The sequence below is a fragment of the Devosia sp. BK genome, from assembly GCF_032907385.1.
In the GTDB taxonomy this organism is placed as follows: Bacteria; Pseudomonadota; Alphaproteobacteria; order Rhizobiales; family Devosiaceae; genus Devosia.
In genome coordinates this window covers 2,207,833-2,221,304 of the sequence record NZ_JAIMBX010000001.1, presented here as the reverse complement: position 1 = coordinate 2,221,304, position 13,472 = coordinate 2,207,833, and the positions used below count along the sequence as shown (strand labels likewise).

Genomic DNA, 13,472 nt, shown 5'->3' with positions numbered 1-13,472 from the left:
GTGAAACTGGCAAGATCGCGCCCCAAAACTCGATCCACCACCTCCCCCTAGATGGGGGAGGATGGGAGGGGGGGGGCCCACAAACGCGAGCTAAAGTGCTCGCGCGCTATCATCCCGCCTTCAGCGCCCGCTCCGCCAGCCTCACCCAATAGCTTGTCCCCACCGGGATCGCCTCGTCATTGAAATCATACGTATCCGTATGCAATTCCGATGATTCCCCATTCCCGACGAAAATGTAGGCCCCCGGCCGCTCGTTGAGCATGAAGGAAAAATCCTCCCCGCCCATCGATGGCGCAACGTCGCGGTCCACGCGCTCTTCGCCCGAAATTTCCGCCGCGACGTCAGCCGCAAAACTAGCCTCGCGCTCCGAATTGACCGTCACCGGATAGCCGCGCGCATAGCGGATCTCGGCCGTCGCGCCAAAGGCTAGCGCGAGCTGCGGCACCATGTCGTTGAGCCGGGCCTCGATAAAGTCCTGCACTGCGCCATCGAGCGTGCGCACCGTGCCGGTGATCTTGGCGGTCTGGGAAATCACATTGTCCGCTTCGCCCGCCTCGATCATCGTCACGCTCAAAACGGCATTATCGAGCGGGTCGAGATTGCGCGAGACGATCGTCTGCAGCGCCGTTACCAATTGCGCAGCAACGATGATCGGATCGATCGTCTGCTGCGGACGCGCCGCATGCCCGCCTTGGCCGGTGATGGTGATGTAAAAGCGATCCGTCGCGGCCATGATGCCGCCGGCGCGAATGCCGAAATGTCCGACCGGCATGCCCGGCCAATTGTGCATCCCATAGACTTCGGCAATGTCGAATTTTTCGATCAGCCCGTCCTCGATCATCACCTTGCCGCCACCGCCGCCCTCTTCGGCCGGCTGGAAGATCACAGCGACGCGCCCGTCAAAATTCCGCGTTTCGGCGAGATATTTCGCGGCGCCCAAGAGCATCGCGGTGTGCCCATCATGTCCGCAGGCATGCATCTTGCCCGGAATGGTCGAGGCATAGGCAGCGCCGGTCTGCTCGGTGACGGTCAGCGCATCCATGTCGGCGCGCAGCCCAATAGTCCTACCGCCTGAATTGGTTCGGCCATTGATGATGCCGACAACGCCGGTGCGCCCGAGCCCGGTGACGATCTCGTCGACCCCGAACGCTTTGAGCTTTTCCGCAACGATCCCCGCCGTGCGGTGCACATCGAACAGCACTTCCGGATGCGCATGCAGATCCCTCCGCCAGGCGGTGATCTCGTCATGAAATTCGGCAATGCGGTTGAGGATAGGCATAAGACGTCCAGAACAATAAACGATGCGACAGTGTCTCTGCCCCAAGGATTGGCGTCAACCACTGTTCCAGTACGAAACGAACGCCCCCTCATCCGGCGCTTAGCGCCACCTTCTCCCCGAGTGGGAGAAGAATAAGAGGCGCCTCTTTCTATTCCTCTCCCACTTGGGGAGAGGGTGGATCGGGCAAAGCCCGAGACGGGTGAGGGGGCCCAGCCTCGCAAAACCCCTCAGGCACCCCTTTCTAACATTCCCTCCACTACCGAACCGAATTTCCCCATCCGCGCCTTGCCCCATTCGCCCCTTTTTGTCATTGAACCGGCAACTTCGGAGCCGCTCATGAAAATCCTCGTCGCAGTCAAGCGCGTGGTCGACCACAATGTCCGCATCCGCGTCCGTCCCGATGGCACCGGTGTCGAAACCACTGGCGTCCGCATGTCGATGAACCCATTCTGCAAGCACGCGGTCGAAGCCGCAGTGCAGCTCGCGGAAAAAGGCGATGTCAGCGAAATCGTCATCGTCTCGATTGGCCCGAAGCAGAGCAACGACGTCATCCTCACCGCTCTCGCCATGGGCGCGCATCGCGGCATCCTCGTCGAAACCGATGCCGCCCTCGAAACCCTGACAATTGCAAAGCTCCTCGCCAAGGTCGTCGCCGAAGAGCAGCCCGACCTGATCCTTCTCGGCAAGCAGGCCGTCGATGATGACAGCAACCACGTCGGCCAGATGCTCGCGGCCCTGACCAACCGCCCGCAAGCGACCTTCGCCTCCGAAATCGTCGTCAAGGGCGCCGAACTGGAAGTCACCCGCGAAGTCGACTATGGCCGCGAGACAATTTCCGTGCCGCTGCCGGCCGTCGTAACCGCCGACCTCCGCCTCAACACCCCGCGCAATGCCGCATTGCCCATGGTGATGAAGGCGCGCTCAAAACCTCTCGCCGTGCGACCCGCCGCCGAATTCGGCGTCGATCTCGACCCGCGCCTGAGAACAGAAAAGATATCCCCGCCCGCCGAACGCGTTCCCGGCAAGACCGTCGGCTCGGTTTCCGACTTCGCCGCGGCCGTCGCCTCGGAAGTCAACGAGATGGAGGCGCTCTGATGTCGGTTCTCCTGCTTGCCGATCATGACAACGGCGTCCTCTCGCCCGCCACCGCCCGCCTCGTTGCCGCTTCGAGCGCGTTGGGCGTGGTGGACATTCTCGTCGTCGCCGAAAATCCCGCTTCCATTGCTGCGGAAGCTGCAAAAATCGCCGGCGTCCAGAAGGTGATCACCGTCACCGCCACCCCGATTGCCGAAACCATCACCAATTCGCTCGAAGACCTTACTCAACGTTACCGGAATGTTGTCGCAAGTGCGTCCTCTGTGGGCAAGGATGTCATCCCGCGCCTAGCCGCCAAGCTCGATATCCAGCCAGTCACCGACGTCGTCGAAATCCTCGGCCCCAACCGTTTCACCCGCCCGATCTACGCCGGAAATGCGCTCGAAACCGTCGAGGATCCGCAGGCAACCCATCTCCTCACCTTCCGCGCCTCAGCGTTCCGCCCGGCCGCCTCTGGCAACAATGCGCCAGTGGAATCGTTAGATATTTCAGTGACTTCCGCGGCAAAATTCCTCGCCGCGCATCGCACCGATAGCGATACGCCCGACCTCGCGACCGCCCAAATCGTCATCGGCGGCGGCGTCTCGGTTGGCTCCGCCGAGGGCTTCCAACTCATTGAAAAGCTTGGCAAAACCCTCGGCGCCGCAGTCGGCGCGACCCGCGCAGCGGTCGATGCCGGTTACGCCCCCAACGATTGGCAGATCGGCCAGACCGGCAAGATCATCGCCCCCGATCTCTACATAGCCATCGGCATTTCCGGCGCGCTGCAGCACCTCGCCGGCATCCAGGGCGCCAAGAAAATCTTCGCCATCAATTCGGACCCCGAAGCCCCATTGGTGAAAATCGCCGATGTTGAGCTGATCGGTGATCTCTTTGAAATCGTTCCGCAATTGGTCACCGAACTCGAGCGTCTCGGCCTAAAGCGCTAGTCGCAAAAGATTGCAAAAATCCCCATTCCGCCTATAAAGGCGGCGCTTTCCCACCGGACTTCCAAAAATGTTCGAAACCCTCTCCAAGGCCCCAGGCGACAAGATTCTTGCGCTGATGGGCGAATATGCGGCCGACTCCCGTCCCACCAAGATCGACCTCGGCGTCGGTGTCTATAAGGACGAAAAAGGCGTGACCCCGGTCATGACCTCCGTGCGCAAAGCCGAAGAGAAGATCCTTTCGAACGAAAAAACAAAGACTTACCTCGGTATTGCCGGCAATAAGGGCTTTGGCACTGCGGTGCTCGACCTCGTCCTTGGCGACAGCGTCGATCGCTCCCGCGTTCGCATCGCCCAGGCGCCGGGCGGCACCGGCTCGCTCTGGGTCCTGATGCAGCTGATCAATCGCGCCCGCCCCGGCGCGACGGTTTATGTGTCCGATCCGACCTGGGCCAACCACAACCCGATCGCCATCAATTCGGGTCTCAAGGTCGCAACCTATCCCTATTTCGACGCGGCAACCCGCGGCGTAAAATTCGACGAAATGCTTGCAGCGCTTGATAAATTGAGCGCTGGCGATGTCGTGCTGCTCCATGGCTGCTGCCACAACCCGACCGGCGCGAACCTCACAGATGCGCAGTGGGATCAGGTCGCCGACAGCCTCAAGCGCACCGGCGCTCTGCCGTTCGTCGATCTCGCCTATCTCGGCTTTGGCGATGGCATCGAAGCCGATGCCTATGGCACGCGCAAAATCTTGTCCACGGTCCCCGAAGCTCTGGTAGCATTCTCGGGTTCGAAGAATTTCGGGCTTTATCGCGAGCGTGTCGGGGCCGCTATCCTCGTTGCCCGCAATGCCGAGGAAGCTGAGGTCACCAATTCGCAGCTTCTTAACATCATCCGCGGTGCCTATTCGCAGCCGCCCGATCATGGCGCGGAGATCATCCGCACCATTCTCGAAGACGCATCCCTGCGCGCCGAATGGGAAGCGGAATTGGCGATTATGCGTAACCGTATGATTTCATTGCGGAAAAAGCTGTCTGACGCGATCCGCGAACGCTCAAACTCGACCGATTTCGACTTCGTCGCCGAACATCGCGGCATGTTTTCGCTGCTTGGCTTGACCAATGATGCGGTCGAACATCTTAAGGCCGGAAATGGCGTCTATATGACTGGAGACAGTCGCATCAATGTTGCCGGCATCCCGGAAGATCGCGTCGGCGATCTCGCCGATGCTTTTCTTGGCGCGCTGCGCTGAGCACGGCTTGCGGCGCCCAGCCGCCATGGACTAGCATCTGGCTAAGCCGCCGGAATTGAACGCTTTTAGGAGGGAACGATGAAGTTCTTCGTCGACACTGCAGATACCGCCGCCATCAAGGAACTCAACGAAGCCGGGCTCATCAATGGTGTGACTACCAACCCGTCGCTGATCGCCAAGTCCGGCCGCGACTTCAAGGAAGTGATCAAGGAAATCTGCGGCATCACGCCTGATCCGGTCTCCGCCGAAGTCGCCAGCCTTGAATTCGACGGCATGATCGCCGAAGGCGAGCACCTCGCCAAGATCGCCTCCAACGTTGTGGTCAAGTTGCCGCTGACCCTTAACGGCTTGAAAGCCACCAAGTATTTCAAGGACAAGGGCATCAAGACCAACGTCACGCTCTGCTTCTCGGCCAATCAGGCCCTGCTCGCAGCCAAGGCCGGCGCCACCTATATCTCGCCCTTCCTCGGCCGTCTCGACGACATCAACCTCGATGGCGTCCAACTGATCGAAGACATCCGCACCATCTACGACAACTATCAGTTCGAGACGCAGATTCTTGCCGCCTCGATCCGCACGCCCAACCATGTGACCCAGGTTGCCCTGGTTGGCGCCGATGTCGCGACCATCCCGCCTGACGTGATCAAGAAGCTCGTCAACCACCCGCTGACCAATGCCGGCATCGAAGGCTTCGTCAAGGATTGGGCCGGTACCGGCCAGTCGATCCTCTAGAGGCGACTAATCCATTGATTGACTGCGGAAATTTTCTGCGGTCGCGCTTCAAGACCTCGCCCGCGCACCGCTTGGGTGGGGTCTTTTCTTTTGGGGACCAAGATGGCCGATACCGAACTCGCCGCCCAGATCAAGGCTGCCCTTGCCAATGTGGACATCCCCGGCGGCGGTGATCTCGCAAGCTATTCCGGCCTCTCCGAAATCATCGTTACCCCCAGCGCCGTGGCCTTTGCTGTTGCCGTAAAGCCCGGCATGGAAGCCGCGTTCGGACCGGTCCGCGAAGCCGCGCTGGCCGCCGCAAAGACCCTGTCCGGCGAGCGCAAGGTGATGGTCTCCATCACCTCGGAAAAACAGAACACACCCAAATTCTCGCATGGTTCGCCACAGCCGCAAGGCAAGACGCGGGTTGATGGCGTGCGCCGCATCATCGCGGTCGGCTCGGGCAAGGGCGGCGTCGGCAAATCCACCACCTCGGTCAATTTGGCTCTCTCGCTTGCCGCCGAAGGCCTCAAAGTCGGCATGCTCGACGCCGATCTCTACGGTCCTTCGGTCCCCAAACTGCTGGGGATCGAAGGCCGCACGGCTCTGCGCGACGACGGCATTTTTCAACCCCACGAAGCCTTTGGCCTCAAAGTCATGTCGATCGGCTCAATGCTCGTGCCGGGCCAAGCCGTCGTTTGGCGGGGCCCCATGGCCACGTCCGGCCTTCGGCAGTTGCTTCGCGAAACAGACTGGGGCGATCTAGACGTCCTCGTCATCGACCTGCCGCCGGGCACTGGCGACATCCATATCGGCCTTTTCCAGCAGACGATCGTCGATGGCGTCGTCATCGTCTCGACCCCGCAGGACCTCGCCCTGATCGACGCCCAGAAAGCCATAGACATGCTGCGTCGCATGTCCGTGCCGATCCTGGGGCTCATTGAAAACATGAGCTATTTCATCGCCCCCGACACCGGCAATCGCTACAATATCTTCGGCTCGGGCGGCGCCGAACGCGCCGCAGCGAACCTCGAAATCCCGTTCCTCGGCGCCGTGCCCCTCGTCATGTCGATCCGCGAAAACTCCGACGCCGGCGTGCCACCCTTGGTTGCCGAACCGGGGGGCACAGAGGCAGGGGTTTACCGCCAGATTGCGCGAACGCTGATCGCTAAAGCGTAAGCAATCTGACGCCCCGAGTTCCATGCAATCGATTTATGAAATCGATTGCATGGCATTTCCGAACCGGATATCCGAACTTTGGAACAGGCAGCAGGCCTGAGCGGAGGGGATATGTTCTCGATCGACCGGCGGGATTTTGGGTCCGATTTTACCTTTGGCGTGGCGACGGCGGCCTATCAGATCGAAGGCGGTCAACGCGATGGCCGTGGCTCCTCGATCTGGGACACCTTTGCTTCGACGGCCGGCAATGTGAAAAACGGTGATACGGGTCGCGACGCCTGTAACCACTATGAACTTTGGCCGCAGGATCTCGATCTTATCCGCGATGGTGGCTTTGGCGCTTACCGCTTTTCCTTCGCTTGGCCCCGGCTCATCCCCGAGGGCACAGGCGCCGTCAACCAGGCCGGTCTCGATTTCTACGATCGCCTGATCGATGGCATGCTCGAGCGCGGCCTAAAACCCTATGCGACGCTCTATCATTGGGACCTGCCGTCTACGCTGCAGGATCGCGGCGGCTGGATGAACCGCGATATCGCCAACTGGTTCGCCGACTATGCGACGCTGATTGGTGAAAAATTCGGCGATAGGCTGGCCGCGACTGCGACGATCAACGAACCGTGGTGTGTCGCCTTCCTCAGCCATTATCTTGGCATCCACGCGCCCGGCTATCGCGATATGCGCGCGGCCGCTCGCGCCATGCACCATGTGCTCTATGCCCATGGCACGGCCATCGACGCCCTGCGCGCCACTGGTACGAAAAACCTCGGCATCGTGCTGAACCTCGAAAAATCCGAGCCTGCGACCGAGAGCGAAGCCGATAAGGCCGCCTGCAATTTCGGCGATGCGCTGTTCAACCGCTGGTATCTCGGCGGCGTGCTCAAGGGCCAGTATCCGAGCGAGATGACCGAGTGGCTCGCGCCCTATCTGCCCGCCAATTACCAGGCTGACATGGCCGTCGTGTCGCGCCCACTCGATTGGCTGGGGATCAATTATTACACCCGCAGTCTCTATAAGGCGTCGAGCGATCCGCGCCGTCCGGTGGAACAGGTGAAGGGCAATCTCGAACTCACCGATATCGGCTGGGAAATCTACCCCAAGGGCCTGTCCGACCTCCTGGTGCGCGTCTCCAACGAATACACCAAGATCCCGCTCTACGTGACCGAGAACGGCATGGCGGAAGTCGAAGGCGACGACGATCCGCGTCGCGTTCGCTATTATGACGAGCACCTGCAGGCCGTGCTTGCTGCGCGCAATGCCGGCGCCGATGTGCGCGGCTATTTCGCCTGGTCGCTGCTCGACAATTACGAATGGGCAGAAGGCTATGACAAGCGCTTCGGCCTGGTCCACGTTGATTACGAGACGCAGAAGCGGACCCCCAAGGCGAGCTATCGCGCTTTCCAGGGCATGCTGCACAACACGCGCTAACCGTGTATGGTCCGCGCACTGAATTCCAAGCGCGGGCCTTTTTTCATGTCTGAACTCGTCGATCTCCCCGAGTCCCTGCTGCGTCTCGATACCCTCCTGTCCGAAGCAGGCGACGAGTCCATGTTGCTGACAGAGCTGGATGGGTTTTTGTGCGGGCTGGCCGTCGGGCCAGCGCAGATCGAGCGGTCGGAATGGTGGCCATTCGACTTCTTGGCCGACGAGCGCGGCATGCTCAAGCCGGGCAATGAAGAGATCGAAAGCCTGATCTTCGCGCGTCAGGCCGAGATCGAAGCGGAACTCGCCTCGGATCAATATGCCCCGCTCTACGAAGTCGATGATGAAAGCGACGATATCGTCTGGGAAGCCTGGTTGGCTGGCTTCCAGCAGGCCATGTTCCTGCGCTTCGACGCTTGGGAAGAAATCCTTCGCGATACCGGCGATGATGCGCGTGGCGAAGCGGCCATGGGTCTTGCGACCGGGCTGATGCTGGCGCAGGGCGAGAACGTGCCCGACGACACCGCCGGCGATGAAGAATGGGCCGAATATGACGAAATGCGCGAGGCCATGCCTGAAGTGCTCGCCCAGGTCGCCGTGCTGCTTTATCGGCTGCACCGCCAAAACTAGGTTTTAGACAAGATCAGGCAGTCGCGCTGCCATCAGCGCTTTGGTGAGGCTGTGTCTGGGATCGGCGAACAGGGTTTTAGGCGACCCGGCTTCGACAATCCTGCCGGCTTCCATCACCATGACACGGTCAGCCATAGCCGCGACCATGTCGAGGTCGTGGCTGATGATCAGATAGGTCAGCCCGAACTGGCTCTGGAGGCGCGCCAGCAGATCGAGCACTGCGCCGCGCACCGAGACATCGAGCGCTGAGACGGGCTCATCCAGCACGACAAGGCGCGGCCGCGTCACCAAGGCCCGCGCGATGGCGAGGCGCTGACGTTGGCCGCCGGAAAACTCGTGTGGATAGCGGGTGAGCATCGAGGCATCGAGCCCTACCGATTCAATGGCCTCGATCAGCCGCTGCTCGCGGTCAAGCGGGGACAGCTTGGGCAGGAGGCGCAAGGGTTCCGCGAGCGATTTGCCGATCGTCAGCCGCGGATTGAAGCTGCCGAAGGGATCCTGGAAGACGAGCGATATGTCTCCCCGCTTCTCCCGGGGCAGGTCGGCGCCATGATAGGGCGTGCTATCGATCGTCATTGTTCCAGAGGTTGCGCTGTCGAGGCCGGCAATGACGCGGGCGAGGGTTGTCTTGCCACAGCCCGACGGGCCGACCAGCGCGAGGACCTCGCCGCGCGTGACATCGAAACTGACATCATTGACTGCCATTAGTGGCGGCTGACGCCGGCTAAAAAGGCCATTGCGCGAATAGGCGCGCGTGACTCCCTCGACGCTCAGCAATAAGTCTTGGTCAGACAGATCGTGGTTCGCGCGCGGTGCCATCTGCGTGGCATCGACGAGCGCCTGCGTGTAAGCCGCTTTGGGCCTTCTCAAGACGTCCTCTGTTGGTACGGTTTCCGCCAGTTCGCCCGCCTTCAAGACGGCAACGCGATTGCACAGCGCTGCTACGGCGCGCATGTCGTGGCTGATGAAGATCAGCGTCATCTGTCGCCGGTCGCAGATTTCGGCAATCAAATCCAGCACACGCCGTTGCGTAATGACATCGAGCGCAGAGGTTGGCTCGTCGGCGATTATCAGGTCAGGATCGCTGGCCAGCGCCATGGCGATCATCACGCGCTGGCGCTGACCGCCGGAGAGTTGATGTGGGAAGCGAATGGCGTGGCTGGAGTCGAGGCCAACTTCTTGCAGCAGCGCAGCCACCTCACGTGTGCTGCTGTCTGCGAGATCGAGAGCTTCGTCGATCTGCGCGCCGACGCGCATCAGCGGATTGAGCGCCGTCATCGGCTCTTGGAAAACTATGCCGATGCGGTGGCCGCGAAGGGCCGCCATGGCCCTTTCGTCGGTCGGTAGCAGCTTGCCATCGAAGCGGATCACGCCGGTTGCTTCTGCCGCATCGGGCAGAAGACCAGTGATCGCCAACGCGGTCAGCGACTTGCCCGAGCCGCTTTCCCCTACGATACCGAAGCGTTCCCCGCGGGCGATTGCAAGCGACAGGCCGGAAAGGGCAGGGCGCCCACCAAAGCGGATGGTTAGGTTTTCGATCTCAACCAGCGACACGGCCAACCTCCTGCCGGCGGAGGCGCGGATCGAGAATGTCGCGGAGGCCATCGCCGGCAATATTGAGGGCGATGACGATGACAGCGATGGCCAGACCCGGGGCGATGCTGAGCCAGGGATGGATCAGGAAAAGGTTCTGCGCATCCCTGAGCATGAGCCCAAGGCTCGTTTCCGGCGGCTGGGTGCCAAGCCCGATATAGGAGAATCCAGCTTCGGCCAAAATGCCGACCGAAAGCTGGATCGTCGCCTGCACGATGATGAGACTGGCGATGTTGGGGAGAAGGTGTCGAAGGGCGATTGCGGGTCTGCTGAGACCAGCCAGCCGGGCCGCCGCCACATAATCGAGCGTCGAGATCGTCAGCGCGCCGCCGCGCGCCACTTGGGCGAAGACCGGGATATTGAAAATGCCGATGGCGATAACGGCGTTGGCTGCGCCGGGCCCCATGAGTGTCGCGATCAGAATGGCGATGATGATGGAGGGGAAGGCGAAAGCGAGATCGGAAAACCGCAACACCAGCCATTCTACGGGTCCGCCATAGATGGCTGCTGCAAGCCCAAGCGGGACGCCGATCCCCGCGCCGATGATGATGGCGGTGGCGCCGACGGTAAAACTTGTCAGTGTGCCCGACATGATCAGCGACAGCATATCGCGGCCAAGCTGGTCGGTGCCTAGCCAATGATCCGGGCTGGGCACCGCAAAGCGGCGGGCGATGGATATATCGCCGATCGGATAGGGCGTCCAGACCAGCGACAACAGCCCGAGAAGGGCGAAGGCAAAGCTCGCAGCAAGCCCGAGCATGAGGCCCGGGTGACGCATCCAAGCGGTTCTCATGCGCCGCGCTCCCGCAAGCGCGGATCGACAAAGCCATAGGCGATATCGACGATCAGCATGGTGGCGCTGACGGCAAGGACAAGGATGATCGTCGCGCTGCGCACCAATACCAGATCGCGCTCGGTGACGGCGGTGGCGATCAGCCGGCCGAGGCCGGGGAGGAAGAACACATTCTCGACGATGATCGTGCCGGCGATCAGAAAGGCGAATTGGAGGCCAAGGATCGTCAGCACCGGCAGAAACGCATTGCGGACCCCGTGGCGCCACATGGCCTGCCCGAAGGTCATCCCCTTGGCGCGGGCAGTACGGATGAAATCCTGCGTCGAAACATCGACGAGGGCCGTGCGCATGACCCTCGCCAGGATGGCGGCTTGCGGCAGGGCCAAGGCCAGCCCGGGCAGGAGGAGGCCGCGAAACGCGGCGATCGGGTTTTCGTGCCAAGGCGTGAAACCACCGGTCGGCAGCCAGCGCAAGGTGACGGCAAAGAGCAGTGTCAGCAGCATGCCGAACCAGAAATTGGGCACGGCGACGCCGGCCTGGGCGATGACCATGAGGATGGTATCAAGCGGCTTGCCGCGATGCATGGCGGCCAATATTCCAAGCGGCAGGCCAATGACGATCGACACCACCATGGCAAAGAGCGTGAGAGGCAGAGTGACGGCCATGCGCGCGGCGATGAGATCCGCCACGGGGAGTTTCTGGGTCTGAGACATGCCGAAATCGCCACGAAACATGTCCAAGAGCCAATTGCCGAAACGGAGGATGGCCGGATCGTCGAGCCCCATCTGCAGGCGCAGCGCCGCGACGGATTCGGGTGTTGCATTGATGCCGAGGATGAAGCGCGCGGGGTCGCCGGGGAGCAGATCGAGAAGCAGGAAGATGACGGCGGCGGCAATGAGGAGGGTGACGAGAAAGCCGAAGACGCGGCGAAGGATGTAGAGGGTCACTGAAGCAGTTCCCCCCTCCCGGCCTCCCCCACCAGGGGGGAGGTGAAGTTTTGAGTTTTTGACCGGAACCGGTCACACCCGCGGACCTGCACCTCCCCCCTTGCGGGGGAGGCTGGGAGGGGGGTGTCTACGTCGATCGCCAAAAGCTTATTCAACCCAATGCACGTCGCGCAGGACCACACCTTCGACGGGCGCGTTCTGCCACATGCCGTCGAGCTTGGCGTTCCAGACGCCGGTCTGGGCGAGCTCGAAGAGGTAGCCGTTGACCGCGTCCTTGGCGATAATGGTCTGCATTTCCTGGGCCAGTTCCTTGCGCTTGGCCTCGTCGGTCGTGGCATTGAGCGTCTCGTTGAGGGCCTGGAACTCTGGATTGTTATAGCCGAAGTAGTAGTCGGGATTGGCATAGATGCCAATGTCGAAGGGCTCGACATGGCTGATGATCGTCAGATCGAAGTCCTTGTTGGCAAAGACGTCTTCCAGCCACTGCGCCCATTCCATGTTGATGAGTTCGAGCTTGATGCCGATCTTGGCAAAATCGCTGGCGATGATCTGACCCGAAACGGTGGCGTAATTGACCGGCGGCAGTTTGAGCGTCGCCGAAAATCCATCGGGATAGCCGGCTTGGGCCAGCAGTTCCTTGGCCTTGTCGAGGTCGAAAGGGTAGGTGTTGGTCAGGTCGATATAATAGGGATTGTGCGGCGCAAAATGGCTGCCGATGGGAACGCCATACCCATAGGTCGCGCCATCGATGATTTCCTGGCGGTTGATGGCATGCGCCATCGCCTGGCGCACTTCGAGCTTGTTGAACGGCTCTTTGGCATTGTTGGTCGAAAGGATCGTCTCGCCTTCGGTCGTGCCGACCAGAACCTTGAACTGCGGATTGTTTTCAAAGACGGGCAGCGCTTCGGCCGAGAAGTTGTAGGTGCCGTCCACATCGCCGGCGAGCAGCGCGTTGGTCATCGTCGCCATATCGCTGATGAAGACATAGGTCGCCTTGGTCAGTGCAGGCTTCTCACCCCAATAGGGGCCGTATTGCTCGAGAATGACGCGGCTGCCGCGATCCCATTGCACGAAGGCGAACGGCCCCGTGCCGATCGGCTGGGTGGCGTTGTTCTCGGCGCTCTCTGGCGCCACAATCACAGCGTCGCCGCGACCGATATTGAAGAGGAAGAGCCCATCGGGCCGCGACAGCTTGATTTCGACGGTCAGCGGATCGACGACTGTGACGCTCTCGATGGCTTCATAAAGCGCCTTCTGTGCGTTGACGCTGTTTTCGGCAAGGATGCGATCGAAAGTGAACTTGACGTCTTCGGCGTCAAAACTCGTGCCGTCGTGGAAGGTCACGCCGTCATGGAGCTTGAAATCATAGGTGAGACCATCCTCGCTTATGGTCCATTCCGAAGCGAGGCCGGGCTGTACGGCGCCGTTCTGGTCGATACGGGTCAAACCCTCGAAAACGTTCTGGTAGACAACCACGTCGATGGCCTCGGCAGCGCCCGCGGTCGGGTCAAGGGCGGGTGGCTCGAGTGGCGCGCCGACGCGGATCTCGGTGGATTGCGCCATGGCAAGGCTGGTGGCCAACAGCAAACCGGCACTGGCCAGCGCGAGGGATTTGGTCACTCTCATATTTGTCTCCCAGAGGTCG

General features: G+C 61.2%; 12 protein-coding genes. 7 read left to right on the top strand and 5 right to left on the bottom strand.

Annotation, left to right across the window (positions count from 1 at the left end; genetic code table 11):
• Positions 1-109: 109 nt before the first annotated feature.
• A complete protein-coding gene (locus DevBK_RS10825) occupies positions 110-1,279 on the bottom strand; it encodes a M20 aminoacylase family protein (protein WP_317185433.1) in 1,170 nt (389 codons plus the stop codon).
• 336 nt (positions 1,280-1,615) lie between these two features.
• On the opposite strand from DevBK_RS10825, the gene DevBK_RS10820 reads away from it, so the two are divergent.
• From DevBK_RS10820 to DevBK_RS10790, 7 genes are all read left to right on the top strand, one after another.
• Positions 1,616-2,374 (top strand): electron transfer flavoprotein subunit beta/FixA family protein, encoded by a 759-nt coding sequence (locus DevBK_RS10820; protein WP_317185432.1) that lies wholly within the window; start codon positions 1,616-1,618, stop codon positions 2,372-2,374.
• Positions 2,374-3,303 (top strand): electron transfer flavoprotein subunit alpha/FixB family protein, encoded by a 930-nt coding sequence (locus DevBK_RS10815; protein ID WP_317185431.1) that lies wholly within the window; start codon positions 2,374-2,376, stop codon positions 3,301-3,303. Before DevBK_RS10820 ends, DevBK_RS10815 begins: the two co-directional genes overlap by 1 nt.
• 67 nt (positions 3,304-3,370) lie before the next feature.
• Positions 3,371-4,555, top strand: coding sequence for an aromatic amino acid transaminase (locus tag DevBK_RS10810; RefSeq protein ID WP_061907733.1), 1,185 nt, complete (start codon positions 3,371-3,373; stop codon positions 4,553-4,555).
• Between the two features lie 78 nt (positions 4,556-4,633).
• Positions 4,634-5,287: a fructose-6-phosphate aldolase gene (fsa, locus tag DevBK_RS10805; RefSeq protein WP_061907734.1), complete on the top strand. Its 654-nt coding sequence runs from the start codon at positions 4,634-4,636 to the stop codon at positions 5,285-5,287.
• Between the two features lie 102 nt (positions 5,288-5,389).
• Entirely contained in the window at positions 5,390-6,445 is a 1,056-nt protein-coding gene (locus tag DevBK_RS10800) for an Mrp/NBP35 family ATP-binding protein (RefSeq protein WP_317185430.1), read from the top strand.
• Between the two features lie 111 nt (positions 6,446-6,556).
• Entirely contained in the window at positions 6,557-7,870 is a 1,314-nt protein-coding gene (locus DevBK_RS10795; RefSeq protein ID WP_317185429.1) for a GH1 family beta-glucosidase, read from the top strand.
• A gap of 45 nt (positions 7,871-7,915) precedes the next feature.
• Positions 7,916-8,494, top strand: coding sequence for a UPF0149 family protein (locus DevBK_RS10790; protein WP_317185428.1), 579 nt, complete (start codon positions 7,916-7,918; stop codon positions 8,492-8,494).
• A 3-nt stretch (positions 8,495-8,497) separates the two neighbouring features.
• Here the strand turns inward: DevBK_RS10790 and DevBK_RS10785 are convergent, their stop codons facing one another.
• The 4 genes from DevBK_RS10785 to DevBK_RS10770 form a co-directional block, all read right to left on the bottom strand.
• Entirely contained in the window at positions 8,498-10,048 is a 1,551-nt protein-coding gene (locus DevBK_RS10785; RefSeq protein ID WP_317185427.1) for an ABC transporter ATP-binding protein, read from the bottom strand.
• Entirely contained in the window at positions 10,035-10,880 is an 846-nt protein-coding gene (locus DevBK_RS10780) for an ABC transporter permease (RefSeq protein ID WP_200940861.1), read from the bottom strand. Before DevBK_RS10780 ends, DevBK_RS10785 begins: the two co-directional genes overlap by 14 nt.
• Positions 10,877-11,827 (bottom strand): ABC transporter permease, encoded by a 951-nt coding sequence (locus DevBK_RS10775; protein WP_317185426.1) that lies wholly within the window; start codon positions 11,825-11,827, stop codon positions 10,877-10,879. Before DevBK_RS10775 ends, DevBK_RS10780 begins: the two co-directional genes overlap by 4 nt.
• Positions 11,828-11,974: 147 nt before the next feature.
• Positions 11,975-13,453, bottom strand: a complete 1,479-nt coding sequence (locus tag DevBK_RS10770; protein WP_317185425.1) for an ABC transporter substrate-binding protein — start codon at positions 13,451-13,453, stop codon at positions 11,975-11,977.
• Positions 13,454-13,472: the final 19 nt, after the last annotated feature.

Bases quoted from the DNA above. Each gene is read 5' to 3' on its own strand.
- DevBK_RS10800 (WP_317185430.1), top strand. From the start codon at position 5,390: ATGGCCGATACCGAACTCGCCGCCCAGATCAAGGCTGCCCTTGCCAAT.
- DevBK_RS10810 (WP_061907733.1), top strand. From the start codon at position 3,371: ATGTTCGAAACCCTCTCCAAGGCCCCAGGCGACAAGATTCTTGCGCTG.
- DevBK_RS10770 (WP_317185425.1), bottom strand. From the start codon at position 13,453: ATGAGAGTGACCAAATCCCTCGCGCTGGCCAGTGCCGGTTTGCTGTTG.
- fsa (WP_061907734.1), top strand. From the start codon at position 4,634: ATGAAGTTCTTCGTCGACACTGCAGATACCGCCGCCATCAAGGAACTC.
- DevBK_RS10780 (WP_200940861.1), bottom strand. From the start codon at position 10,880: ATGAGAACCGCTTGGATGCGTCACCCGGGCCTCATGCTCGGGCTTGCT.
- DevBK_RS10825 (WP_317185433.1), bottom strand. From the start codon at position 1,279: ATGCCTATCCTCAACCGCATTGCCGAATTTCATGACGAGATCACCGCC.
- DevBK_RS10795 (WP_317185429.1), top strand. From the start codon at position 6,557: ATGTTCTCGATCGACCGGCGGGATTTTGGGTCCGATTTTACCTTTGGC.
- DevBK_RS10820 (WP_317185432.1), top strand. From the start codon at position 1,616: ATGAAAATCCTCGTCGCAGTCAAGCGCGTGGTCGACCACAATGTCCGC.
- DevBK_RS10815 (WP_317185431.1), top strand. From the start codon at position 2,374: ATGTCGGTTCTCCTGCTTGCCGATCATGACAACGGCGTCCTCTCGCCC.
- DevBK_RS10790 (WP_317185428.1), top strand. From the start codon at position 7,916: ATGTCTGAACTCGTCGATCTCCCCGAGTCCCTGCTGCGTCTCGATACC.